General features: G+C 62.3%; 19 protein-coding genes. 10 read left to right on the forward strand and 9 right to left on the reverse strand.

What is annotated here, in order from left to right; translation table 11 throughout:
* Positions 1-281 precede the first annotated feature (281 nt).
* The 3 genes from H6B15_RS11340 to H6B15_RS11350 all read right to left on the reverse strand — a co-directional run bounded on the left by H6B15_RS11340 (position 282) and on the right by H6B15_RS11350 (position 3,933).
* Positions 282-1,955: an extracellular solute-binding protein gene (locus H6B15_RS11340; protein ID WP_204648108.1), complete on the reverse strand. Its 1,674-nt coding sequence runs from the start codon at positions 1,953-1,955 to the stop codon at positions 282-284.
* A gap of 81 nt (positions 1,956-2,036) precedes the next feature.
* A complete protein-coding gene (locus H6B15_RS11345) occupies positions 2,037-2,969 on the reverse strand; it encodes a carbohydrate ABC transporter permease (protein ID WP_204648109.1) in 933 nt (310 codons plus the stop codon).
* A gap of 16 nt (positions 2,970-2,985) precedes the next feature.
* The gene (locus H6B15_RS11350) at positions 2,986-3,933 is read right to left on the reverse strand and encodes an ABC transporter permease (protein WP_204648110.1); all 948 of its coding nucleotides are present in this window, start codon (positions 3,931-3,933) and stop codon (positions 2,986-2,988) included.
* A 379-nt stretch (positions 3,934-4,312) separates the two neighbouring features.
* Between H6B15_RS11350 and H6B15_RS11355 the strand changes: the two genes are divergently transcribed.
* The 5 genes from H6B15_RS11355 to H6B15_RS11375 all read left to right on the forward strand — a co-directional run bounded on the left by H6B15_RS11355 (position 4,313) and on the right by H6B15_RS11375 (position 8,929).
* Entirely contained in the window at positions 4,313-5,242 is a 930-nt protein-coding gene (locus tag H6B15_RS11355) for an AraC family transcriptional regulator (protein WP_204648111.1), read from the forward strand.
* A 34-nt stretch (positions 5,243-5,276) separates the two neighbouring features.
* Positions 5,277-6,620: a glycoside hydrolase family 28 protein gene (locus tag H6B15_RS11360; protein WP_204648112.1), complete on the forward strand. Its 1,344-nt coding sequence runs from the start codon at positions 5,277-5,279 to the stop codon at positions 6,618-6,620.
* The gene (locus H6B15_RS11365; RefSeq protein ID WP_204648113.1) at positions 6,617-7,318 is read left to right on the forward strand and encodes a hypothetical protein; all 702 of its coding nucleotides are present in this window, start codon (positions 6,617-6,619) and stop codon (positions 7,316-7,318) included. The genes H6B15_RS11360 and H6B15_RS11365 overlap by 4 nt, the downstream gene beginning before the upstream one ends.
* An 11-nt stretch (positions 7,319-7,329) precedes the next feature.
* Positions 7,330-8,031, forward strand: coding sequence for an L-ribulose-5-phosphate 4-epimerase (locus H6B15_RS11370; RefSeq protein ID WP_275951002.1), 702 nt, complete (start codon positions 7,330-7,332; stop codon positions 8,029-8,031).
* Between the two features lie 151 nt (positions 8,032-8,182).
* The gene (locus H6B15_RS11375; protein ID WP_204648114.1) at positions 8,183-8,929 is read left to right on the forward strand and encodes a M23 family metallopeptidase; all 747 of its coding nucleotides are present in this window, start codon (positions 8,183-8,185) and stop codon (positions 8,927-8,929) included.
* 43 nt (positions 8,930-8,972) lie between these two features.
* On the opposite strand, the gene H6B15_RS11380 is transcribed toward H6B15_RS11375, so the two are convergent.
* The 5 genes from H6B15_RS11380 to H6B15_RS11400 form a co-directional block, all read right to left on the reverse strand.
* Positions 8,973-10,838 (reverse strand): heavy metal translocating P-type ATPase, encoded by a 1,866-nt coding sequence (locus tag H6B15_RS11380; RefSeq protein ID WP_204648115.1) that lies wholly within the window; start codon positions 10,836-10,838, stop codon positions 8,973-8,975.
* Between the two features lie 28 nt (positions 10,839-10,866).
* Positions 10,867-11,082 carry a cation transporter gene (locus H6B15_RS11385; protein WP_204648116.1) on the reverse strand — a complete coding sequence of 72 codons (216 nt, stop codon included), beginning with the start codon at positions 11,080-11,082 and terminating at the stop codon, positions 10,867-10,869.
* 33 nt (positions 11,083-11,115) lie between these two features.
* Positions 11,116-11,499: an ArsR/SmtB family transcription factor gene (locus H6B15_RS11390; protein ID WP_204648117.1), complete on the reverse strand. Its 384-nt coding sequence runs from the start codon at positions 11,497-11,499 to the stop codon at positions 11,116-11,118.
* A gap of 194 nt (positions 11,500-11,693) precedes the next feature.
* The gene (glpK, locus tag H6B15_RS11395) at positions 11,694-13,184 is read right to left on the reverse strand and encodes a glycerol kinase GlpK (RefSeq protein WP_204648118.1); all 1,491 of its coding nucleotides are present in this window, start codon (positions 13,182-13,184) and stop codon (positions 11,694-11,696) included.
* A gap of 19 nt (positions 13,185-13,203) precedes the next feature.
* Positions 13,204-13,776 (reverse strand): glycerol-3-phosphate responsive antiterminator, encoded by a 573-nt coding sequence (locus H6B15_RS11400; RefSeq protein ID WP_243424396.1) that lies wholly within the window; start codon positions 13,774-13,776, stop codon positions 13,204-13,206.
* 359 nt (positions 13,777-14,135) lie between these two features.
* Here H6B15_RS11400 and H6B15_RS11405 point away from each other — a divergent pair, with 359 nt between their 5' ends.
* The 4 genes from H6B15_RS11405 (at position 14,136) to H6B15_RS11420 (ending at position 19,248) form a co-directional block, all read left to right on the forward strand.
* The gene (locus H6B15_RS11405; RefSeq protein WP_204648119.1) at positions 14,136-15,998 is read left to right on the forward strand and encodes an alpha/beta fold hydrolase; all 1,863 of its coding nucleotides are present in this window, start codon (positions 14,136-14,138) and stop codon (positions 15,996-15,998) included.
* Between the two features lie 150 nt (positions 15,999-16,148).
* The gene (locus H6B15_RS11410; protein ID WP_204648120.1) at positions 16,149-17,597 is read left to right on the forward strand and encodes an NAD(P)/FAD-dependent oxidoreductase; all 1,449 of its coding nucleotides are present in this window, start codon (positions 16,149-16,151) and stop codon (positions 17,595-17,597) included.
* Positions 17,598-17,599: 2 nt separating this feature from the next.
* The gene (locus H6B15_RS11415; protein ID WP_204648121.1) at positions 17,600-18,898 is read left to right on the forward strand and encodes an NAD(P)/FAD-dependent oxidoreductase; all 1,299 of its coding nucleotides are present in this window, start codon (positions 17,600-17,602) and stop codon (positions 18,896-18,898) included.
* Positions 18,895-19,248, forward strand: coding sequence for a DUF1667 domain-containing protein (locus H6B15_RS11420; protein WP_204648122.1), 354 nt, complete (start codon positions 18,895-18,897; stop codon positions 19,246-19,248). Before H6B15_RS11415 ends, H6B15_RS11420 begins: the two co-directional genes overlap by 4 nt.
* A gap of 238 nt (positions 19,249-19,486) precedes the next feature.
* On the opposite strand, the gene gdhA is transcribed toward H6B15_RS11420, so the two are convergent.
* Positions 19,487-20,833, reverse strand: a complete 1,347-nt coding sequence (gdhA, locus tag H6B15_RS11425; protein ID WP_204648123.1) for an NADP-specific glutamate dehydrogenase — start codon at positions 20,831-20,833, stop codon at positions 19,487-19,489.
* Positions 20,834-21,091: 258 nt separating this feature from the next.
* Here gdhA and H6B15_RS15705 point away from each other — a divergent pair, with 258 nt between their 5' ends.
* Complete coding sequence (locus tag H6B15_RS15705; protein ID WP_204648124.1) at positions 21,092-23,368, forward strand: glycoside hydrolase family 3 C-terminal domain-containing protein; 2,277 nt, start codon at positions 21,092-21,094, stop codon at positions 23,366-23,368.
* Positions 23,369-23,395: the final 27 nt, after the last annotated feature.

Here is a 23,395-nt window from a genome sequence, read left to right on the forward strand (position 1 = left end):
GGCTTCACAGATGCCGTAATAGGCCACGCCGCAGGGCCAGTCCCAGGTCATGTCCATGCGCATGGTGCGCTCCACAATGGCGTCCATCGTCTTTTCAATCTGTTCTTTATCAAAAATCAATCCGGCCATTTTGCCAATCTCCTTTTCGGTATATGTAGATTTGGGGCCCTTTCATTATAAAATGCACGGAGGAAAGGAACAAGACAAATAAGGGCGCGGGGCCGCTTTTTCAGCAGCCCCGCGCGCAGACGGCGTATCTGCCGCTTTATCGGGTCAAAGATTTACTGGGGATAGATGACGGAACCGGCGTCGATCAGAGCCTGCTTCTCGTCCAGAATTTCCTGGTAGCCGGCATCCAGGTATTCCTGGCTGTATTCGGCGTACAGGGAATCAAACTCTTCGGGGGCGCAGGTGATGCAGGCAACGTAGGCTTCCTGCCACAGGCTGGTCAGGTCGGCGGTGTAGTCGCTGCTGGATTCCACCACGCTGGTGAAGATGGGGCTGATCAGGCCGTTGCTCTCGTTGGCCTTGCACATGTCGTAAGACTGCTGGATCAGGTCTTCATAGCCGGCGGGGGCCAGGGTCAACTTGTTGGATTCCAGATCCTTGGCTTCGTCGCCATAGCTGATGGATTCCACAACCAGGCACCAGTAGTCCTTGTTCTGGTTCTGGGACAGGGCGGATTCGCCGGTGTAGTCGGTGACCAGGGCGTTGATGCCGTTCTCGTTGACGGTGTAGGTTTCACCTTCCACGCCGTACTGCATGAAGGTCAGGTTTTCGGGCTGGCTCAGCCATTCCAGATACATGTAAACGGCGGCGCGCTCTTCATCGGTGCTGTCGGCGTTGATGCCCATGATCATGCCGTAGGAAGGATACTCGTAGTAGTACGGGGTGTAGCCGTCGGCCACGATGGGCGGGGTGGAGTTCAGCACGGCCACTTCGGCGTCGGGGAAGTTGGCCAGCAGGCTGGAGATGGCGTCGGTGCCGTTGGAGATGTAGAAGCTGTAGGTGCCGCATTCACCGGACACGAACTTGCTCTTTTCCATGGTGTCGTCGGTGGTCAGGTAGAAGTTGGGATCCAGCTCACCGTTGTTGTACTGCTCGTTCATGGCGCGCAGATAGTTTTCGGTGGCGCTCCAGGTGAAGGGGGCCACGTTCAGGTCCAGATACAGGGCCAGTTCTTCCTGGTTGGCGGCGGAGTCGGCTTCGATCCAGGGATAGAAGTAGGTGAAGGACTTGGTGATCAGCTCATGGTTGATGGTGCCCAGGCCGGCTTCTTTCCAGGCGTCGGCTACGGCGTTGAGCTCTTCCCAGGTGGTGGGAACGGCCATGCCCACCTGGTCGCACCAGTCTTTGCGGATCAGGGTGACGTAGTTGTAGTAGATGGGATCACGCTCGGCAAAGATGAAGGCCTTGTCGTCGTTCACGGTGCCGTAGGTCTCGATGGTGTCCTTCATCTTCTCCCAGTAGGTGGGGGCGTAGAAAGCCACTTCGTCGTAATCGATGGTCTGCAGAGCGCCCTGGTCATAGTAGGCAACGGCCTGGGGCATGTCGTAGTGCATGATGATGTCGGGGGCGGTGCCGGCGGCGATCATCTGCATGTAGTCGGTGACTTCGTTGGTACGGGAGATGGCCACAAACTGCACATCCACGTTGTACTTTTCACCGAATTCCTGCTGCACCCACTGGGTGTAGTAGTTGTTGGTCACGTCCCAGTTTTCGAAGCCGCGGTCATAGACCGGGATCTGCAGGGTGACCCGCTCGGGGAAACCGGCCGAATAATCGGTGTAGGAACCGGTGGATTCGGTGCTGGTTTCACTGGTGGCGCTGCTGTCGGTGCCGGTGCTAGTGCTTGTGGCGGTGGAGTCGCCCGAACCGCCGCAGCCGGCCAGCAGGGTGGTGGACATTGCGGCGGCCATCAGCAAAGCGGCTGCCTTTTTCCATGTGTTTTGCATTGTTTTCCTCCTTATACTTGAACTTGAAAAAGAGAACCTATAGAAGCCGGGCAGGAAACCCGGCGGTTTCCGGAAAGAAGATCAGCCCTTGACGGCGCCCACCATGGTGCCCTGGACAAAGTATTTCTGCAGGAAGGGGTACACGCAGATGATGGGCACGGCGGCGAAGATGATGCAGGCGGCCTGCAGCACGTCGGGGTTGGTCATGACGGTGGAAGAGATACCTTCGGACTGGAAGCTTTCGCTGGCGGCCACGATCAGGTAGTACAGTTTCAGCTGCAAGGGGCGCAGGTCCACCCGCTGCTTGATGTAGTACAAGGCGTCGGAGTAGGCGTTCCAGCGGCCCACCGCGTAGAACAGGGCGATGGTGGCGATGATGGGCTTGGACAGCGGCACCACGATGCGGCCCAGGATGGTGAAGTGGCTGGCGCCGTCCAGGCGGGCGGACTCAATCAGGCTTTCGGGGATGGAACCCTGGAAGTTGTTCTTCATGATGAGCAGGTTGTAGGGGGCAAAGCACAGGGGCAGGATCAGGCACCAGATGGTGTCCAGCATGTGCATCTCGCTCATCAGCAAGTAGTCGGGGATGGTGCCGGCGGTGAAGTACATGGTGAACATGATCATGAAGGTCATGACCTTGCGGCCGCGCAGCTCGGGGCGGGTCAGGGCGTAGGAAGCGCAGATGGTCAGGAACATGCCGATGGCGGTGAAGATGACGGTGACCTCGATGGTGACCCACAGAGAAGTGATGATGGAGGAATCGTGGAACACGCGGTTGTACGCTTCCAGGTTGATGCCGGTGTCGCTCATGGGCCAGAGCACCACGCGGTGGGCGGCCACATAGGCGTTGTCGCTCAAGGACTTGGCCAGAATGTTGATGAAGGGGAGGATGCAGCTCAAAGAGGCGATGGCCACCACGGCCATGCACAGAAAGTCGACGATGAGATCCAGCACGCGGGCCTTGGTCCAGGGCTTCTTACGCACGGGAATCGCTTCGGGGGTGGATGTGTTCATGCGGCTTCCTCCTTTCTTACAGCAGTCCGCCTTCGCCCAGCTTCTTGGCCACACGGTCGGAAACCAGAACCAGGATCAGGCCGATCACCGACTGGAACAGGCCCAGGGCGGTGGATTCGCTGAATTTGTTGGACTGGAACCAGCGGTAAACCAGAACCGGGATGGTGGTGGTGAATTCGGTGGCTTTGGCGTTGGACAAAGCCAGCACACGTTCGAAGCTGCCGCCCATCAGCTTGCCCAGCTGCATGATCAGCATGACCACGATGGTGGAGCGGATGCAGGGCAGGGTGACGTGCAGGCACTGCTGCCAGCGGTTGGCGCCGTCCACCTTGGCGGCTTCGTACAGTTCGGCGTTGACGTTGGTGATGGCGGCCAGGTAGATGATGGTGCCCCAGCCCATGGTCTGCCAGATGCCGATGACCACGTAAGTAAACAGCCACCAGCCGTCTTCCTGCAGGAAGGGAATGTCGGAACCGCCGGCGTTGGTGATCAGCACGTTGATGATGCCGGTGCCGGTGGTGAACATCTGGTAGGCGGTGGCGCCGATGACCACCCAGGAAAGGAAGTGGGGCAGATACAGCAAAGTCTGGGTGGTGCGCTTGAACCACTTGACCCGGATTTCATTGAGCATCAATGCCAGGATGATGGGCATGGGGAAGCTGAAAATCAAATCCAGGATGTTCAGCAGCAGGGTGTTGAAAACGGCCTTGCCGAAGTCGCGGTGGTTGAAGACTTTTTCAAAAATTTCCAGTCCCACAAACTCGCTGCCGGCGTAGCCGCGGGCCACCTTGTAATCAAGGAAGGAGACCGACAGGCCGGTGTAGGCCAGATACTTGAATACGATGATGAAGACCATGGGCAGCAGCATCAAGGCGTACAACTGCCAGTCGCGCTTGAAGTAGAACAGCGCGCCCTTTTTTTGCAGCGGAAGGGCTTCCGCCGGTTTGCTTTTGGCGAACGGCATCTCATTTCCTCCTGTCTTTTGGAATTTGTGGGTCAAGCTGTCCACAAATTTTCGAATTTGTCTGAATTTATTATGCACAATCACAAGTGCGGAATCTTGGCTTTTTTTGACAAAAACTATGCAATTTCGATTATTAACCCTTTTGTCATAAAAGACAAAAGTCTATTGATCGGCAAAAAATGTGCATATACGGAAGAAATATTTCAATATTTTTAGCGGTAGCGCACAAGCGAATGTGCATTTCTTTGTGGGATATACACACAAATCGCCGTTTTTGATAAATTGGACTGGCATTTTGTTCCATCCGGGGGTATAATGGGGCCAATCGCTCCGCCGTATGGCGGCGCCAAACCCCGAAAACAGCAGAAGGAGGTGTGCCATGGCAAGGCATCCCAAAACCGTCATCGAGTACCGCAACTATGAGCTGCCGGCTCATTTTCCTATCCAGATCCTCACCGGGGAACATTGGAGAATTTCAGACAAACCGGCGGGAGTACTGCACTTTCACAACTGCCTGGAAATCGGGCTGTGCGAAAGCGACGGCGGGATCCTGGCCTTCCAGGGGGAGGAACGGGCCTTCCACGCCGGGGACGTGACCGTCATTGCCGGGGACGTCTTGCACACCACCTGGTCGGACCCCGGCACCGCCAGCAAGTGGAGCTACCTCCACCTGGACCCCACCGAGCTGGAACGGCCCTTCTTTCCGCCGGAGGCCATCCCCAACACCGCTTTGCTGCAGCAGGTGCTGCAGGGACATTATTACATATTGTCCCCGGAGGAATACCCCCAGGTGCAGGCGCTGGTGCGGGCCATGCTGCGGGAGATGGAAGAAAAACAGATGAACTACCAGGTCAGCGTGCGGGGACTGATACTGACCTTCCTCATCGAGCTCATGCGCATCAACGCCCGGCAGGGCAGCGCCAACATGGCCGGTACCATCCCGGTGGCCCCTGCGCTGGAATACATCTACCACCATTACATGGAGGATTTCCCCATCGAGACCCTGGCGGAAATGTGCGGGATGAGCCAGTCCCATTTCCGCAAGGTGTTCAAGGAACTGATGAATGTGGGACCGCTGGAATTCCTCAACCGCACCCGCATTCTCAAGGCCTGTTCCCTCATGCGCATGAGCGATGCGTCCATCCTGTCCATCTCCAGCCAGGTGGGGTTTCTGTCCCTGTCCAGCTTCAACCGCCACTTCCAGGCCGAGATGGGCACCAGCCCCAGCCGCTGGCGGGCCGCCGCCGGCAACAATCCCAAAACATCCATCCTGAAATACAGCGGATGGCTCACACCGCCCAAGATGTGAACCCCGCTTCAATCTTACTGTACGGAGGTTTGTCATGGCTGATTTCAACATTCTGGACTACGGCGCCCGCCCGGATGGCACCACCAACAACGCCCCGGCCATCCAGCAGGCGGTGGACGCCGCCTGTGATGCCGGTGGCGGCCGGGTAATCATTCCGGCGGGACGGTTCCTCAGCGGCAGTGTGCTGCTCAAATCCAACGTGGAACTGCACCTGCAAAGCGGGGCGGTGCTGCTGTCCAGCCTGCGGCCGGAGGATATCCAGCCCTTCCGCAGCGCCGACGCCGACAACGATATGGACGGCTGGGGCGGCGGGTTCTTTCTGGGGGCCTGCGGCGCCCACAACGTGACCATCTCCGGCAATGGCACCATCGACGGCCAGGGGGACAAGGTCTTTTTTGACAAGGACGAGGACAACGGCTTCCACGAATGCCCCAAGGTAGCAGCGGAGTTCCGCCCCCGGATGATGCTGTTCGAGAACATCACCGACTTCACCGTCTGCGACGTCACCCTCAAGGACGCCGCCTTCTGGACCCTGCACATGGCGGGGTGCAAGCGGGTGCGCATCCGGGACATCCGCATCCTCAACGATGACCGGGGCGCCAACAACGACGGCATCGACCCGGACTGCTGCCAGGACGTGGTCATCAGCGGGTGCATCATCCACACCGGGGACGACGCCATCGTGGTCAAGGCCACCGGCCCCATGACCCGCCGCTACGGTCCCAGCCGCAACATCACCATCACCAACTGCGTGCTCCATTCCCGGGACTCCGCTCTCAAGATCGGCACCGAGACCTGGGGCGACATCCGGAACATCACCTTCGGGGACTGCGTGGTGGATGACTGCTCCCGGGCTGTGGGCATCTGGGTGCGGGACGGCGGCACGGTGGAAAACATCCGCATCCACCACCTGGTGGGGGCGGTGCGCCGCTACGCCGACCGGTACACGGTGCCCGGGGCGCCGGGCTGGTGGGGCAAGGGCGAACCGGTCTTTGTCAGCGCCACCCGCCGGGCCGGGCGGGACAACTTCCCCGGGGTGATCCGCAACGTGAGCGTGGATCATCTGACCCTGACCGCCGAAAGCTGCGTCTTCCTGGCCGGGGAGGCCGACTGCCCGCTGGAGAACATCTCGCTGGAGGACCTGGACCTGACCATGCGCCATCAGGGCACTCAGCCCGGCGGACTGTTCGATGAGCAGCCCTCCGCCCGGCATGTGTATCCCCACGAGATTCCCGCCCTGTACGCCCGCAGCGTGCACGGCCTGCAGGTGAGGAACTGCCGGGTGCGTGCCCGGGGGGATTCCGACTGGAGCGGGCGGGTGACCTGCCTGGAAGACTGCCTGGACGCCCAGGTGGAAATGGAGGAGAAGACCATATGAAGGAAACGGATGTGAAAAGCAACCGTCCCGTCTATCGGTTTGAGTGGCGGGGCCGGCTGGACGGCGGGGACGAGGCGGCCCGGCAGGCCGCCCTGGCCGCCTGCAAGGAGAACGCCGCCCGGGAAATCCGGGAAGGGCGGCTGATGACCGCGGCCCTGTACTATTACGGCCGGCAGCTGTTTTTGTATTATGAAGCCCTGGGCGAACCCTGCGGCCCCGAAAGCTTTATGGCGCCGCTGGAACCCCTGCTGGCCCGCTGGCCGGAAAAGGAGGAGACCACCCCCTGGGCGGCCATGTATCCCATCTACTGGCACAACCTGCCCCAGGGGGAGGCCGACTGGCGCCGTCCGGTGCGGCCGGAACGGCGGCGGGGACGCATCGCTCTGCTCAAGCACGAAACCATGTTCGAATACTGCTACCACCATTTTGCCATTGTGCAGGAAGGTCTTCTGCTGGGGGACAAGTACCAGTTCATCTCCCTGCATGAGGACATCCTGTTCAGCTATTTTGAGGAGCCCCGCACCAACGTGAACATCCGGCGGGACCCCACCCAGCCATCCAAGGCCATCGATGCCTGGACGGCGGTGGACCCCGAAGCCCATTTCGAACGTCTGCCCGGCAGCACCGGCAACTTCCTCTTCCTGCCCGACTACTTCAACCTGGGGCAGGAGGATGTCTGCCCGCCGGAAGAACAATAAGGAGAAACGCCATGCTGAAAAAACTGCGCAGCCAGGTCTATGCGGCCAACATGGAACTGCCCCGCCTGGGGCTGGTCACCTTCACCTGGGGCAATGTGTCCGGGGTGGACCGGGAAAAAGGGCTCATGGTCATCAAGCCGTCGGGGGTGGCCTATGAGGAGCTGACCCCCGCCGACCTGGTGGTGGTGGACCTGGCCACCGGGGCGGTGGTGGAAGGAGAACTGAATCCTTCCAGCGACACCAGGACCCATCTGGAACTGTACCGGGCGTTTCCGGACATCGGGGGAATCGTGCACACCCACAGCCCCTACGCCGTGGCCTGGGCCCAGGCCGGGCAGGACATTCCCTGCTACGGCACCACCCACGCCGACTACTTCTACGGCCCGGTGCCCTGCGCCCGCAGCCTGAGCGCCGCCGAGCTGGAGGAGGATTACGAGAAAAACACCGGCAAGGTCATTGTGGAGACCTTTACCACCCGGAACATCGACCCGGCGGCGGTGCCGGGGGTCATCTGCCGCAACCACGGGCCCTTCACCTGGGGCAAGGACGCCGCCCAGGCGGTGTACCACGGGGCGGTGCTGGAGGAGGTGGCCAGAATGGCCCTGCTGACCCGGCAGGTCAACCCCGGCGCCCTGCCCGCGCCCCAGTACCTGCAGGACAAGCACTACCTGCGCAAACACGGCCCCAATGCCTACTACGGCCAGAAAAAATAATCCCCACAGGAAAGGGCGGCCGGCACGCAAAAACTTTTGCGTGCCGGCCGCTTTTGTCTGTATAAACCTTTGTCTGCTGAGCCACACTAACCGTAAATCGAAACCGCGGGCGCTGCCCGTGCCGGTATTTTGCAGCAAAGGACGGGGGAAGATGAACAGCTTCAAAGCATTTTTCAAGCAAAGAGGATTATACCTGGTCTGCCTGGCCCTGCTGCTGGTGGCCACCATCACCGGGGTGGTGGCCATCCGCAGCGTGGTGCGCAACGTGGCCGACCTGACCGAATCACGCCAGAAAGCCCTGGAGGAGGATGCCGCATGGAATCAGCCGGATACCATTGTTACCAATCCCGCCGAGGACGTACCGGTGCAGACCCCTGGGCCTGTGCCGCTGCCCTCTGCACAGCCCTCCGAGTCGCCTGCGTCCTCCTCGGCGCAGCAGCCGTCTGGGGCAGTGTCCGGCGATGGGGCCGGCTCTGGCGCCTCTGCGGCCTCCTCAGCCGCCTTGTCCATCTCGCCGGCGGATACTGAGCCGGTGCAGATGTTCAGCGGCAGCGAGCTGGTGTACAATGAAACCCTGGGCGACTGGCGCACCCACAACGGGGCGGACTACGCCGCCGAAACCGGGGACAAGGTCCACGCGGTGGCGGCGGGCAAGGTGCTCACCACCGCCGAAGACCCCCTGTGGGGCACGGTGGCGGAGATCCAGACCCCCGAGGGAGGCACCTGGCGGTACTGCGGCCTGGACAAGGCCCAGGTGAAGGCCGGGGACGAGGTGCGCCAGGGGGATGTGCTGGGCACCGTGGGGACCATCCCCAGTGAGAACGACGGCCAGACCCACCTGCATCTGGAATATCTGGACGGGGACGGCAACTACCAGGACCCCGAAAAGATGAAATAAAAAGGCCCCGGGCCCGTAAGGGTCCGGGGTTTTGTGTTGTATTTTACAGGCGGTAGGCCCGGGTGGAGAGCATCCGGGTGGCGTTGAGCACCGCCAGCACCATCACGCCTACATCGGCAAACACCGCCCACCACATGTTGGCGATGCCCACCGCGCCCAGCAGCAGGAACAGAATCTTGATGCCCAGGGCAAAGACGATGTTCTGGTACACGATGCCCATGCACCGGCGGGCCACCCGCATGGCCAGGCCGATCTTGGCCGGGTCGTCGTCCATGAGCACCACGTCGGCGGCCTCGATGGCAGCGTCGCTGCCCAAAGCGCCCATGGCAATGCCCACGTCCGCCCGCATGAGCACGGGGGCGTCGTTGATGCCGTCCCCCGCAAAGGCCAGGTTGCCCCGGCTCTTGTCCGCCAGCAGCGCCTCCACCCGGCGGACCTTGTCGTCGGGCAGCAGCTCGGCGTGGAAGTCGTCAATGCCCAGCTGGGCCGCCACCCCGGCGGCCACGGCTTTGCTGTCGCCGGTGAGCATGACGGTGCGCACCCCCTGGCGATGCAGGCTGTCCATGGCCTGGCGGGCGGTCTCCTTCACCTCGTCGGCGATGAGCACCGATCCCAGAAACGCCCCGTCGCAGGCCAGATACACCACCGTGCCCACCCCGTCATCGGGGATGAAGGCGATGCCCTCGGCCTGCATCAGCTTGGCGTTGCCGGCCAGCACCCGGCGGCCGTTTACCAGGGCGGACACGCCCTGCCCGGCAATCTCCCGGGCGTCTTCCGCCCGCAGGGAGCAGTCGGGGCAGGCTTCCCGCAGGCTTTTGCTGATGGGATGGCTGGAATAGCTCTCCGCCGCGGCGGCCAGCTCCAGCACTTCCTTCTCGGTGTGGCCGGGGGCCGGGGTGACCCGGCTGACCCGGAACACGCCCTTGGTCAGGGTGCCGGTCTTGTCAAAGACCACCGTGCCGGTGTGGGCCAGGGCTTCCAGATAGTTGCTGCCCTTGACCAGAATGCCGCAGCGGGACGCCCCGCCGATGCCCCCGAAGAAGGTCAGGGGAATGCTGATGACCAGCGCGCAGGGGCAGGAGATGACCAGGAAGGTCAGCGCCCGCTTGACCCACATGGCCCAGCCGCCGCCCAGCACCAGAGGCGGCAGCACCGCCAGGGCCAGGGCCGCAAAGCAGACGGCGGGGGTATAATACCGGGCAAACTTGGTGATGAAGTTTTCGGCCTTGGCCTTTTTCAGGCTGGAATTTTCCACCAGGTCCAGGATGCGGGCCACGGTGGACTGGCCGTAGGCCTTGGTCACGGTGACGCGCAGCAGGCCGTCCCCGTTCACGCTGCCGCTGATGACCGCCTGCCCGGGGCGGGCCGCCCGGGGGCGGCTCTCCCCGGTGAGGGCGGCGGTGTTCAGGGTGCTTTCCCCCTCCAGCACCGTGCCGTCCAGGGGAATCTTCTCCCCGGGGCGCACCACGATCACCGCACCCACCGGCACTTCCTCCGGGTCCACGGTGCGCAGACTGCCGTCGGCTTCCTCCAGATTGGCGCTGTCGGGGCGGATGTCCATCAGCCCCGCAATGCTGCGGCGGCTCTTGCCCACGGCGTAGCTCTGGAACAGCTCACCCACCTGGTAGAAGAGCATGACGGCCACGCCCTCGCCGTATTCGCCCAGGCACATGGCGCCCACCGTGGCCACCGCCATCAGGAAGTTTTCATCGAACACTTCCCCGTGCACCACGCCCATCACGGCCTTGCGCAGTACGTCGTACCCGATGACAAAGTAGGGGATCAGGTAGCACAGCGCCTGCACGGGCCAGGGCAGGCCGGCAAAGACGCCGCACACAACGGCCGCCGCCGCATACAGCACCGCCGCCACAAGGATACGCCGCAGCGTCTTTTTCTGCTTTTTGGTCATGGAATGATTCCTCCCGCCGCGGACAATGTCACAGCTCGATCTCGAAGTCCGGCTCAATCTTTTTGGCCGCCTTCACCGCCTGCTTCAGGATGGCGTCAAACTGGCCGTCTTCCGCTTCCAGCAGCATCTTCTGGGTCATGAAGCTCACGCTGGCGTTCTGCACACCGGGCAGGGCCTTCACGGCGGTTTCGATCTTGGCGGCACAGTTGGCGCAATCCACTTCGATGTTGAATTTCTTCTGCATGATACATTCTCCTTTTATCTGAAAAATTACGGGTTACTCTTCCACGTGTTCCATGCCCAGGGCGATCATGCTGCGCACATGGTCGTCATCCAGGCTGTAAAACACCGTCTTGCCGTCCCGGCGGAACTTCACCAGCTTGCTGGCTTTCAGCACCCGCAGCTGGTGGCTCACCGCGCTCTGGGAAAGCCCCACCGCCTGGGCAATGTCGCCCACGCAGAGCTCGCTCTCAAACAGGGCGTACAGAATCTTGATGCGGGTGGTGTCCCCGAAAATCCGGAACAGCTCCGCCAGATCGTACAGCACCTCGTCGTCGGGCAGTTCGGCGCACACCCGGGCCAGGGCCTCGGGGTCACCGGGACAGCCGGGGTCACACACCGGCAGGGCGTCGGCGGCGCGGGGGTCTTGGGAAATGGACATGGTCTGACATCCTTTCATATGAGCACTCGTTCATATGTATGTATCATATACCCTTGTCGGTCCCCTGTCAATAGGAAAACGGGGGAGTTGGCAACAAAAAAGCCGTTCCCCCGCAGGGAAACGGTAAAAAAGCAGATGGTTAGCGAAAAAACGGAAGGATTTTCCACCAAAAACGGGTCTGTTGTGGAAAAAAGTCAGTCCTCGGCCCAGCCCCGGGCCCGCTCCACCGCCTTGTGCCAGCCGGCCCGCAGACGGGTGCGGTCGGTTTCGCTCATCTCGGGTTCGTACAGCCGGTCCAGGGTCCACTGGCTGCGGATGTCGTCCAGGTCCCGCCACACCCCGGTGGCCAGCCCCGCCAGATAGGCCGCGCCCAGGGCGGTGGTTTCCCGGATCATGGGGCGGCGCAGGGTGCGGCCGATGATATCGGCCTGGAACTGCATGAGGAAGTTGTTGGCCGAAGCCCCGCCGTCCACCCGCAGTTCCCGCAAGGGCAGCCCGGCGTCCCGCTCCATGGCCTGCAGCACGTCGGCGGTCTGGTAGGCGATGGACTCCAGTGCCGCCCGGATGATGTGGTTGCGCCCGGCGCCCCGGGTCAGCCCCACCATCACACCCCGGGCGTACATGTCCCAGTAGGGGGCGCCCAGTCCGGTGAAGGCGGGTACCAGGTACACCCCGGCGCTGTCCGGCACCTTTTTGGCAAAGTATTCGGTGTCCGATGCCTCGGTGATCAGGTGCAGTTCGTCCCGCAGCCACTGGACCACCGCCCCGCCCACAAACACGCTGCCTTCCAGGGCGTACCGGATGCGGCCGTCCACCCCCGAAGCGATGGTGGTGATCAGGCCGTTGCGGCTGCGGAAGAGCTTGTCTCCGGTGTTCATCAGAAGGAAGCAGCCGGTGCCGTAGGTGTTTTTGGCCTCGCCTGCCTCAAAGCAGGTCTGGCCGAAGAGGGCGGCCTGCTGGTCCCCCGCAATGCCCGCGATGGGCACCTCCACCCCCTGGATGTTTACGGTGCCGTAGATCTCGCTGCAGGAGCGCACCTCGGGCAGCATGTTCATGGGAATGCCCAGCCGGTCGCAGATGGTCTTGTCCCAGCACAGGTGTTCGATGTCGAACAGCATGGTGCGGCTGGCGTTGGTGTAGTCGGTCACATGGGCGGCCCCGCCGGTGAGCTTCCAGATCAGCCAGGTGTCCACCGTGCCGAAGAGCAGCCGCCCCGCCTCCGCCTGCTGCCGGGCCCCGGGGACGTTGTCCAGAATCCACTTGATCTTGGTGGCGGAAAAATAGGCGTCGATGAGCAGCCCGGTGCGCTGCTGTACATAGTCGGTGAAGGCGGTGTCCCGCTTCAGCTCCTCGCACAGGGCGGCGGTGCGGCGGCACTGCCATACGATGGCGTTGTGCACCGGGCGGCCGGTCTCTTTGTCCCACACAATGGCGGTTTCCCGCTGGTTGGTGATGCCGATGCCCGCAATCTCCTGCACGTCCACCCCGCTTTTGGCCAGCACCTCCATGAGCACCCCGTACTGGCTGGAATAGATCTCCATGGGATCGTGCTCCACCCAGCCCGGGTGGGGATACTGCTGGGTGAACTCCTTCTGGGCCAGCTCCACAATGTTCTGGTCCTTGTCAAACAGGATGCAGCGGCTGCTGGTGGTGCCCTGGTCCAGGGCAATCACATACTTTTTCATGGTGGGTCCTCCCGTGGTGTTACATCTCCCAGACCGCAGGGCTGGAGGTGGAAACGGCCGCCGCTCCCGCACGGATGGCGGCCATGACTTCTTCCTTGTATTTGACCAGGCCCCCCGCAATGATGGGGGTGGCGGTCTTTTGGGCCAGTTCGGCAATGACCCGGGGCATGATGCCAGGCAGAATCTCGATGAAATCCGGCTTGCCCACGCTGAGCTGGGCGGGCAGGTTGTCCAAAGACAGGGAATCCAGGATAAAGGCCCGCTGCACCGTGAGCAGACCCAGCTGCCGGGCCCGGCGGATGAGGGGCGGCCGGGTGGAGATGACCCCGTCCGGCCGGCACAGGCTTTGCAGGGCGTCCACCGCCACTTCCCGGGCGGAAAGGCCCTCCACCAGGTCGATGTGGACGATGGCCAGCTTGCCGCTGCGGCGGACTTTTTCCACCAGCACAGGCACGCTGACGATGGTGCCGAACAAGAGGAACACCACTTCACACTCGCTGTGCAGCGCCTGTTCCAGCCCGGCTTCGTCTTTCACGGCGGCGATCACCGGGCAGTCCAGCAGCCGGGCACGTTTTTCTTCCAGGGTATCCATGCAAAACTCCCTTCCGTCCCCCAGGACGGCCAAATAAAAAAGCGGGGCGCACCTTCGTCCGTCCCACTCCCTACTCTGTGAACAAGCCCATTATGGCAGGTTTACCGGAAAAAGTAAAGCGGTTTGCACAAAAATAGCCATTGTGCTAAAAGCAATTGCTTCTTTTTGTAAGAAAATGACAATTTATTTTTTGAGTATTGACACAAAACTGTGCAAGGTGGTAGAGTGGGGGCAATGAAGGTGCGCGGAGAACGGAGCACAGGCGCAAAGACAGAAAGCGGTTCTGTCTTTGCGTTTTTTTATGTCTCCGCTGCATCTGAAACGGAACGGCAAATGGAAATTGACAGGAGGAATCAATCGTGAAACAAAAGAAAAATTGTGCCCGGATATGGCTCTGCGTGGCACTGGTTCTGTGTTTGATCAGCATGGTGGGATCTTCCCTGATCCAGACCGGAAATCACAGCATCCGCATCAAGAAAATGTACTGGGAAAGCCCGGCGGGGGCTTTGCTCAGCGCGGACTTGTGGATTCCGGCCAACGCTACGGCGGAAAACAAGGCTCCCGCGGTGGTCACGGTGGAAGGCTGGTATAACAACAAGGAGATGCAGGACGCTTACACTCTGGAACTGGCCCGCCGCGGGTATGTGGTGCTGACGCTGGACCTCCACGGTCACGGCAACTCCGAAGCATTGCCCCAGGACCGTCTGTATGACGGTGCTGTAGGTGTAGACGGTGCGGTACAGATGGTGGCCAGTTTGCCCTATGTGGATACGGCACGTATCGGCGTGACCGGCCATTCCAGCGGCGGTACGGCAGCCAACATGGCAGTGGCTCTGGACAACGAACGGGAAACCCCTCTCATCGCCTGTGTTCTGCAGCAGGCGGGCGACTGGCAGGATGATACCGGCGGGGACCACAGCGGTGATTACGGTACCCGCAGCGTGGGAATCATTGCCAGCGAATATGATGATTTCTATTTCGGTACGTATGACGATGCGGGCAATATGCTCACTACGCCCAAACAGTTCCTGGAGACCGAGGGTGCTCAGAAATTCCTGAATTTCAACGAGGATGTTTCCACTTTTGAAGGACCCGCGGAAGGCGGCAAGTATTATACCCGGGATTTTGACGGCAAAACGGCTCTGCGGGTCATCTATCGCCCCACCTGCATCCATCCTGCGGTGACTTTCTCCAGTGAGTGTGTGGGCTATGCCATTGATTTCTTTGAGCAGACTTTGGGGGCGCCCAATGCTTTGCCGGCGCAGGATCAGATCTGGCCGGTGAAGGTGGCATTCACAGCCCTTGGCCTGGTGGGCTTCTTCCTGTTCATGGTCGGCTTCGCCATCTGTCTGCTGGATACGGAGTATTTCTCGGCGCTGAAAGCGCAGGACAAGGTGCTGGCAGCTCCGGTAAAGGACGGCGCGGGCAAACTGTGGTTCTTCGGTTTGATGATCGTTTCCATGCTGTTCTCCGGATTCAGCTATATTTACTGTATGCGGCATGTGTACTCCAACACCACCAAATTCTTCCCCCAGACCGCTTCACTGACCATTGGCGTCTGGTCGCTGGCGTGCGGCGTGTTTGCCTTGATCCTGATGGTGGTATATTACTTTGCTTACGGCCGCAGCCATGGGTTCAGCGCTTCTGCGACCGGTCTGTGCCTGCCGCTGAAAAAGCTGTGGCGAACCATCGTGCTGGCGATACTGGTCATTGTGTGTTCTTATGGCATTGTGTTCTTTGCGGACTATTTCTTCCAGACGGATTTCCGTATCTGGGTGTTCGGCATCAAGGTGTTCGGTTCTGACAAGGTTCTGATTGCCCTGCGCTATCTGCCCTTCTTCCTGGCTTTCTATGTGATCAACTCCATTTCGGTCAACTGTTTTAACTACAATACAATTGGCGGCGAGGTGGGCAACACCCTGCTGGAAGCACTGGCCAACTCCTTCGCCTGCATGGTTATCGTGGCAGTTCAATACGGATATTTCTATGCGACCTCCCGCCAATTCTTCGGCTTGACCGAAGGGGAGCGCATTCTGCCCATCTGGCTGTTTACTGTTATTCCCATCCTTTTCGGTGCGGCGGTTATTTCCCGTATCCTGTATAAGAAGACCCGGAATCCCTACCTGGCAGGCTTTATCAACGCGATGTTCGTTACTTTGTTTACCTGTACCAATACCTTTACCACACTGAGCGCCGGGACTTTGATCGCTACCACTTTCTGAGAAGGTCGGAAAGATTTTTCTTGCAAGTTCCCAAAAGTATGGTATGATAAAGTAAAAGGATAACTGCTTGTGATCAGAGTAAAGCAGATACCGGCCAGAGGGCGCGGTGTTTGCTTTGCTCTTTTTTTGTAAGAAAACGGGAGGCAACATATGTATGACGTGATCATCATCGGCGGCGGCGTCATCGGCGCGGCCGTGGCCCGGCGCCTGGCCCGCTGCCCGCTGAAGGTGGCGGTGCTGGAAGCCCAGAACGATGTGGCCAACGGCACCACCAAGGCCAACAGCGCCATCATCCACGCCGGCTACGACCCCGAGCCCGGCACCCTCATGGCCCGGCTGAACGTGGAGGGCAACCGGATGATGGGGCCTCTGTGCGAGGAGCTGGACGTACCCTTCCGGCGCACCGGGTCGCTGGTGCTGGCCTTCGGGGCCGACCAGCAGCCCAGGCTGGAGGAACTCTACCGCCGGGGCACCGCCAACGGGGTGCCGGGGCTGCGGCTGCTTTCCGGAGCAGAGGCCCGGGAACTGGAACCCAACCTGTCCCAAGAGGTGACCGGAGCGCTGCTGGCACCCAGTGCGGGCATCGTGGACCCCTGGGGCCTGGCTCTGGCTTTGCTGGAAAACGCCGTCACCAACGGGGTGGAACTTTTCCGCCGCTGCCCGGTCACCGCCGTGAAGGCGGACGGTGAGAACTTCGTGCTCACCACCCCCCGTGGGGACTTTGCCGCCCGGCATGTGGTCAACGCGGCGGGGGTGGACGCCGACAAGGTCCGCGCCCTGCTGGAATCCCCCGACTATACGGTGCGCCCCAACCGGGGTGAATACTATCTGCTGGACAAGACCGAGGGCAACCAGGTGAGCCGGGTGATCTTCCAGTGCCCCGGCCCCGAGGGCAAGGGGGTGCTGGTGGCCCCCACCGTCCACGGCAACCTGCTGGTGGGCCCCAACGCCGAGGCGGTGGAGGACCGCCGGGACCTGGGCAACACCGCCGACGCCCTGGACTTTGTCCGCCGCCGGGCATTGCAGAGCGTGCCGGGGCTGAACCTGCGCCAGAACATCCGCAACTTCAGCGGCATCCGGGCCAACACCGACCGGGGAGACTTTGCCATCGAGACAAGCAAGGCCCACCCCCACTGGCTGGACCTGGCGGGCATCTGCTCTCCGGGCTTGAGCAGCGCCCCGGCCATCGCCGACTATGCGGCCCGGCTGCTGGCCGAACAGGGGCTGCCCCTGGAAGAAAAGCCGGATTTCCGCCCCCGGCGGCAGGCGGTGCCCCGCTTTCGGGAGCTGAACGCCGAACAGCGGGCGGAATTGATTCAGAAAGACCCCCGGTTCGGCCGGGTGATCTGCCGGTGCGAGACGGTCACCGAAGGGGAGATCGTGGCGGCGCTGCACAGCCCGGTGCCGGCCTGCAGCATCAACGGCATCAAGCGCCGGTGCAACGCGGGCATGGGGCGGTGCCAGGGGGGCTTCTGCGGGCCCCGGGTGCAGGAGATCATTGCCCGGGAGCTGGGCGTGCCCATGACCGATGTGCTCATGGACCAGGACGGTACCTGGGTGCTGGCCTGTGAGACCAAGACCGGAAAGGAGGAGGGGTGACCATGGCGAATCCCTATGAACTCATCGTCGTCGGCGGCGGCCCCGCCGGTCTGGCGGCGGCCTGTCAGGCCTGGGAGAAGGGCCTGCGCCGCATCCTGATCCTGGAGCGGGATTCCGAGCTGGGAGGCATCCTGAACCAGTGCATCCACAGCGGGTTCGGGCTCCAGCGCTTTCGGGAGGAGCTCACCGGCCCGGAATACGCCGGGCGTTTTATTGAGATGCTGGCCGACACCGGGGTGGAGACCAGCCTGGACACCATGGTGCTGCAGATCGTCCCCGGGGAAAAGGGCGCGCTCCACCAGGTGCACGCCGTCAGTGCCAGGGACGGGTACCGGGTGCTGGAAACCCGGGCCGTGGTGCTGGCCATGGGCTGCCGGGAACGCACCCGGGGGGCCATCTCCATCCCCGGCGAGCGGCCGTCCGGCATCTTCACCGCCGGCGCGGCCCAGCGGTATCTGAACATCGAAGGGTACATGGTGGGCCGCCGGGTGGTCATTCTGGGCTCCGGCGACATCGGCCTGATCATGGCCCGCCGCATGACCCTGGAGGGGGCCAAGGTGCTGGCCTGCGTGGAGCTCATGCCCTATTCCGGCGGGCTCATGCGCAACATTGTACAGTGCCTGGAAGACTTTGACATCCCGCTGTATCTCAGCCACACCATCACCGACATCAAGGGCCACAACCGGGTGGAACAGGTGACGGTGAGCAAGGTGGGGCCGGACCGACGGCCCATCCCCGACACCGAGATGGTTTTTGATTGCGACACCGTGCTGCTCAGCGTGGGGCTGATCCCCGAAAACGAGCTGACCCGGGCCGCCGGGGCCCGGATGGACCGGCGCACCAACGGCGCCATGGTGTACGAGAACATGGAGACCAGCATTCCCGGCATCTTTGCCTGCGGCAACGTGGTGCACGTGCATGACCTGGTGGATTATGTCTCCGCCGAGAGCGAGCGCGCCGGCGCCGCCGCGGCCGCTTATGTGCAGGGGCAGCGGGCGGAAGAGAACGCCCGCACCGTGGAACTGAAAAACGGGGACGGGGTCAGCTACACCGTGCCCCAGACCGTCCGGGCGGACGCCGCCGGCAGGACGGTGGAGGTGTTCTTCCGGGTGAACCGGGTCACCGGACCCGCCGCCATTGCGGTGCGGGACGCGGACGGGAACTCCCTCACCGGGTTCCGCCGGGCCCACCTGGCCCCCGGCGAGATGGAACACATCCTGCTGCCGGGGGACCTGGTGCGTGGCGCCAGTGGACCCGTTACCATCGCCATTGAGGAGGACAAAGGGGGTGCAGCGCAATGAAAGAACTGGTGTGCATCGTCTGTCCCCGGGGCTGCCGCCTGCAGGTGGATGAGCAGAACGGCTACGCCGTCACCGGCAACAGCTGCCCCCGGGGGGCCGAGTACGGCAAAAACGAGCTGCAGCACCCCACCCGGGTGCTGACCACCACCGTGCGGGTGACCGGGGGCGTGCACTGCCGTCTGCCGGTCAAGACCAGCACGGCCATCCCCAAAGACCTGCTGTTTGACGCCATGAAGGTGGCCGACGCCGTCTGCGTGGCGGCGCCGGTGCAGCCCGGGCAGGTGATTGTGGAGAATCTGCTGGGCACCGGGGCGGACCTCATCGCCGGGCGGGGAATTGAAATGGCGTAACGTTCCCCTTGAGCCTCCCCTGTGTAAGGGGAGGTGCCGCGCAGCGGCGGAGGGGTTGTGAAGCCGGATCTGTTTTCCGTTCACGGGCAATGGCGGAACGTTACCAACCCCTCAGTCAGCTTCGCTGACAGCTCCCCTTACACAGGGGAGCCGGTCTGTACAGCAACAAACAAAAACCCCGCCGATTCCTTACGGGAACCGGCGGGGTTTTTATCTTGTTATGAAGTGCTCGTCAGAATCAGACGATGCCCTGCATCAGCATGGCGTCGGCCACCTTGGTGAAGCCGGCGATGTTCGCACCGGCCACCAGGTTGCCCTTCATGCCGTAAGCCTCGGCGGCGTTGGCTGCGTTGGCGTAGATGTTCTTCATGATGTTCTTCAGGCGTTCGTCCACTTCCTCGAAGGTCCAGGACAGACGCAGGGAGTTCTGGCTCATCTCCAGGCCGGAGGTGGCCACGCCGCCCGCGTTGGAAGCCTTGGCCGGGGCAAACAGCACGCCGTTGGCCTGCAGGTAAGCCACAGCGTCCGGGGTGGAAGGCATGTTGGCGCCTTCGGCCACGGCGTAGCAGCCGTTGGCCACCAGAGCCTTGGCGCCTTCCAGCGGCAGCTCGTTCTGGGTGGCGCAGGGCAGGGCGATGTCGCAGGCGACAGTCCAGATGCCCTGGCTGCCTTCCACATACTTGGCAGAAGGCACATAGTCCAGATAGGTCTTGATGCGGGCGCGCTTGACTTCCTTGATCTCCTTGATGACCTTGTAGTCAATGCCGTTTTCGTCCACGATGTAGCCGTTGGAGTCGCTCATGGCGATGACCTTGCCGCCCAGCTCGGAAGCCTTCTGGTTGGCGTAGATGGCCACGTTGCCGGAACCGGAGATGACCACCTTGGCGCCGTCGAAGCTCTTGCCGTTGGCCTTGAGCATCTCGTCGGCGAAGTAGCACAGGCCGTAGCCGGTGGCTTCGGTGCGCACCAGGCTGCCGCCGAAGGTCAGGCCCTTGCCGGTGAGCACGCCGGTGAACTCGTTGCGCAGGCGCTTGTACTGGCCGAACATGTACCCCACTTCACGGCCGCCCACGCCGATATCGCCGGCGGGCACGTCGGTGTCAGGGCCGATGTGGCGGAACAGCTCGGTCATGAAGCTCTGGCAGAAACGCATGACCTCGGCGTCGCTCTTGCCGTGGGGGTCAAAGTCGCTGCCGCCCTTGCCGCCGCCCATGGGCAGGCCGGTCAGGCTGTTCTTGAAGATCTGCTCAAAGCCCAGGAACTTGATGATGGACAGGTTCACGCTGGGATGGAACCGCAGGCCGCCCTTGTAGGGGCCGATGGCAGAGTTGAACTGAACGCGGTAGCCGCGGTTCACCTGCACCTTGCCGTTGTCATCCACCCAGGGCACGCGGAACATAACCACGCGCTCGGGCTCGACCAGGCGCTCGATCAGGCCGTTCTTTTCCAGCTCGGGGCGGGCCTCAACGACCGGCTCCAGAGATTCCAGAACTTCATCCACGGCCTGCAGGAATTCTTTCTGCTCAGCGTTGCGCTGGGCCAGACCCGCGTACACATTGGCCAGATAGGCATTTTTGATGGACATGGGGAACACTCCTTTAAGCTAATTTCTTTCACCGGTTTTTATACTAGCACGTCTGGAAAGCTTTGACAAGGTTTTTGAAAAACTTTTGTTGCCGTGGCGGGTCCATGTGTGCGCGAATAAAGTACAAAATATACAGTTTTTGTAAATTTTCACAAAATATGTAGGCGCGATGTACATATGTGGTGTATAATGGACAAAAAGCCGGTTCGCCGGCAATCGAAGGTCTTACGGTTGTCTTTTTCAAGGAGGAAACTTCTTATGCAATCTGCAATTTCCGAGCTTCTGGCCCAGATGACGCTGGAAGAAAAAGCCGGGCTGTGTTCCGGGGCGGATTTCTGGCACACCAAGGCGGTGGGGCGCCTGGGCGTGCCCGCCATGATGGTATCCGACGGCCCCCACGGCCTGCGCACCCAGAAGGAGGGCGGCGGCGTCAACGAGAGCATCACGGCGGTGTGCTTTCCCGCCGGATGCGCCGCGGCTGCCAGCTTTGACCCTGAGCTGCTGCGCCGGGAAGGCGCGGCCATCGGCGCCGAAGCCCGGGCCGTGGGCGTGGGTGTGGTGCTGGGCCCGGCGGTGAACATCAAGCGCAGCCCTCTGTGCGGCCGCAACTTTGAATACTATTCCGAGGACCCCTGCCTGGCCGGGGCCCTGGCCGCCGCCTACATCCAGGGGGTGCAGGACCAGGGGGTCGGCACCAGCATCAAGCATTTTGCGGCCAACAGCCAGGAATACCGCCGCTTGACCTGCTCTTCCAACATGACCGAGCGCACCCTGCGGGAGATCTATCTGCCCGCCTTTGAAACGGCGGTGAAGGAAGCCGCCCCCTGGACGGTGATGTGCAGCTACAACCGCATCAACGGCACTTATGCCAGCGAGAACAAGACCCTGCTCACCGACATCCTGCGCAAGGAGTGGGGCTTTACCGGATTTGTCATGTCCGACTGGGGCGCCGTGGCCGACCGGGTGCGGGGGCTGTGCGCCGGGCTGGACCTGGAAATGCCCGGCTGCGGCGGCGTCAACGATCAGAAGATCGTGGCGGCGGTGCGCGCCGGCACCCTGGACGAATCGGTGGTGGACAAGGCCGCCGGGCGCATCCTGAACATTGTGCTGCGCCATGCCGATCTGGCGGGGGCCGCCGTGGGTGCCGAGCTGGACCTGGCCGGGGACCACGCCAAGGCGGCGTCCATGGCCGCGGAATGTGCGGTGCTGCTGCAGAACCGGGGATCGCTGCCCCTGAAACAGGACCAGAGGGTGGTGTACATCGGCGGCTTTGCCGATGCGCCCCGGTACCAGGGCGGCGGTTCCAGCCATGTGAATTCCTTCCGGGTGGAAAGCGCCCTGGCGGCGGCCCGGGCCCGGGGCCGGGCGGTGGAGTATGTGGAAGGATTCCCCGCCGACCGTGACCAGCGGGAGGAAAGCGAGTTCCTGAAAGCGGTGGAGGCGGCGGAAAACGCCGATGCCGCCGTGATCTTTGCGGGCCTGCCCGAAAGCTTTGAGAGTGAGGGCTACGACCGGCGGCACATGCGCCTGCCGGACGCCCAGAACAACCTGATTGCCCGGGTGGCGGCGGTGCAGAAGAACACCGTGGTGGTGCTGCACACCGGCAGCCCGGTGGAGTGCCCCTGGGCCGAGGATGTGTCGGCGGTGCTGTGCATGTACCTGGGCGGCGAAGGGGTGGGACGCGCCACCGACGCCCTGCTGTACGGCGAGGCCGAGCCCTGCGGCCGCCTGCCCGAAACCTGGCCCCTGCGGCTGGAGGACACCCCCTGCTATCTGGACTATCCCGGGGACGGCCGCACCGCCTACTACCGGGAAGGTGTCTTTGTGGGCTACCGCTGGTACGACGCCCGCAAGATGCCGGTGCGCTGGCCCTTCGGCCACGGGCTGTCCTACACCGGGTTTGTGTACAAGTCGGCGTCGCTGTCCTCCACCGATCTGGCCGAGGACGGCAGCGTGCAGGTGTCGGTGACGGTACGCAACTCCGGCGCCCGGTTCGGCCGGGAGGTGGTGCAGCTCTACATTGCCCCGCCGGAAAACGCCGTGCCCCGCCCGCCCAAGGAACTGCGCCACTTTGCCAAGGTATCCCTGCAGCCCGGGGAGGAGACCACCGTCACCTTCACCGTGACCAGGCGGGACCTGTGCTACTATGACGAGGAGCTGGGGGACTGGTACGCCGAACCCGGGGAATACAAGGTGCTGCTGGGCCATTCCAGCCGCAACATCCCCACCGTGCTGCCCCTGCATTACACCACCGCCCACCGCCGCCCCCTGACCGTGGACGAAAACACCCCCATCGGCGACCTGCTGCGGGACGACCGCACCGCCTCCATCGTGCGCACCATGCTCACCCGGTTTGGCGGGCTGATGGGCGCCAACGGCGGGGACGCCATCACCGAGGAAGCCGGTCTGCAGATGATGGACGGCATGCCTTTGCGGTCAATGGTGGCCTTCGGCGGCCCCGAAGCCGCCGCTGCCCTGCCCGGATTGCTGGCCGCCCTGCGGGGCGCCGTGCGGCCCCGGGAGGAGCGCACCTGATTTTTGCCCGGATTCGCCCGGATGAAT

It is taken from the genome of Gemmiger formicilis, assembly GCF_016900095.1.
Lineage (GTDB): Bacteria > Bacillota > Clostridia > Oscillospirales > Ruminococcaceae > Gemmiger > Gemmiger formicilis_A.

Bases quoted from the DNA above. Each gene is read 5' to 3' on its own strand.
- H6B15_RS11340 (WP_204648108.1), bottom strand. From the start codon at position 1,955: ATGCAAAACACATGGAAAAAGGCAGCCGCTTTGCTGATGGCCGCCGCA.
- H6B15_RS11345 (WP_204648109.1), bottom strand. From the start codon at position 2,969: ATGAACACATCCACCCCCGAAGCGATTCCCGTGCGTAAGAAGCCCTGG.
- H6B15_RS11350 (WP_204648110.1), bottom strand. From the start codon at position 3,933: ATGCCGTTCGCCAAAAGCAAACCGGCGGAAGCCCTTCCGCTGCAAAAA.
- H6B15_RS11355 (WP_204648111.1), top strand. From the start codon at position 4,313: ATGGCAAGGCATCCCAAAACCGTCATCGAGTACCGCAACTATGAGCTG.
- H6B15_RS11360 (WP_204648112.1), top strand. From the start codon at position 5,277: ATGGCTGATTTCAACATTCTGGACTACGGCGCCCGCCCGGATGGCACC.
- H6B15_RS11365 (WP_204648113.1), top strand. From the start codon at position 6,617: ATGAAGGAAACGGATGTGAAAAGCAACCGTCCCGTCTATCGGTTTGAG.
- H6B15_RS11370 (WP_275951002.1), top strand. From the start codon at position 7,330: ATGCTGAAAAAACTGCGCAGCCAGGTCTATGCGGCCAACATGGAACTG.
- H6B15_RS11375 (WP_204648114.1), top strand. From the start codon at position 8,183: ATGAACAGCTTCAAAGCATTTTTCAAGCAAAGAGGATTATACCTGGTC.
- H6B15_RS11380 (WP_204648115.1), bottom strand. From the start codon at position 10,838: ATGACCAAAAAGCAGAAAAAGACGCTGCGGCGTATCCTTGTGGCGGCG.
- H6B15_RS11385 (WP_204648116.1), bottom strand. From the start codon at position 11,082: ATGCAGAAGAAATTCAACATCGAAGTGGATTGCGCCAACTGTGCCGCC.
- H6B15_RS11390 (WP_204648117.1), bottom strand. From the start codon at position 11,499: ATGTCCATTTCCCAAGACCCCCGCGCCGCCGACGCCCTGCCGGTGTGT.
- glpK (WP_204648118.1), bottom strand. From the start codon at position 13,184: ATGAAAAAGTATGTGATTGCCCTGGACCAGGGCACCACCAGCAGCCGC.
- H6B15_RS11400 (WP_243424396.1), bottom strand. From the start codon at position 13,776: ATGGATACCCTGGAAGAAAAACGTGCCCGGCTGCTGGACTGCCCGGTG.
- H6B15_RS11410 (WP_204648120.1), top strand. From the start codon at position 16,149: ATGTATGACGTGATCATCATCGGCGGCGGCGTCATCGGCGCGGCCGTG.
- H6B15_RS11415 (WP_204648121.1), top strand. From the start codon at position 17,600: ATGGCGAATCCCTATGAACTCATCGTCGTCGGCGGCGGCCCCGCCGGT.
- H6B15_RS11420 (WP_204648122.1), top strand. From the start codon at position 18,895: ATGAAAGAACTGGTGTGCATCGTCTGTCCCCGGGGCTGCCGCCTGCAG.
- gdhA (WP_204648123.1), bottom strand. From the start codon at position 20,833: ATGTCCATCAAAAATGCCTATCTGGCCAATGTGTACGCGGGTCTGGCC.
- H6B15_RS15705 (WP_204648124.1), top strand. From the start codon at position 21,092: ATGCAATCTGCAATTTCCGAGCTTCTGGCCCAGATGACGCTGGAAGAA.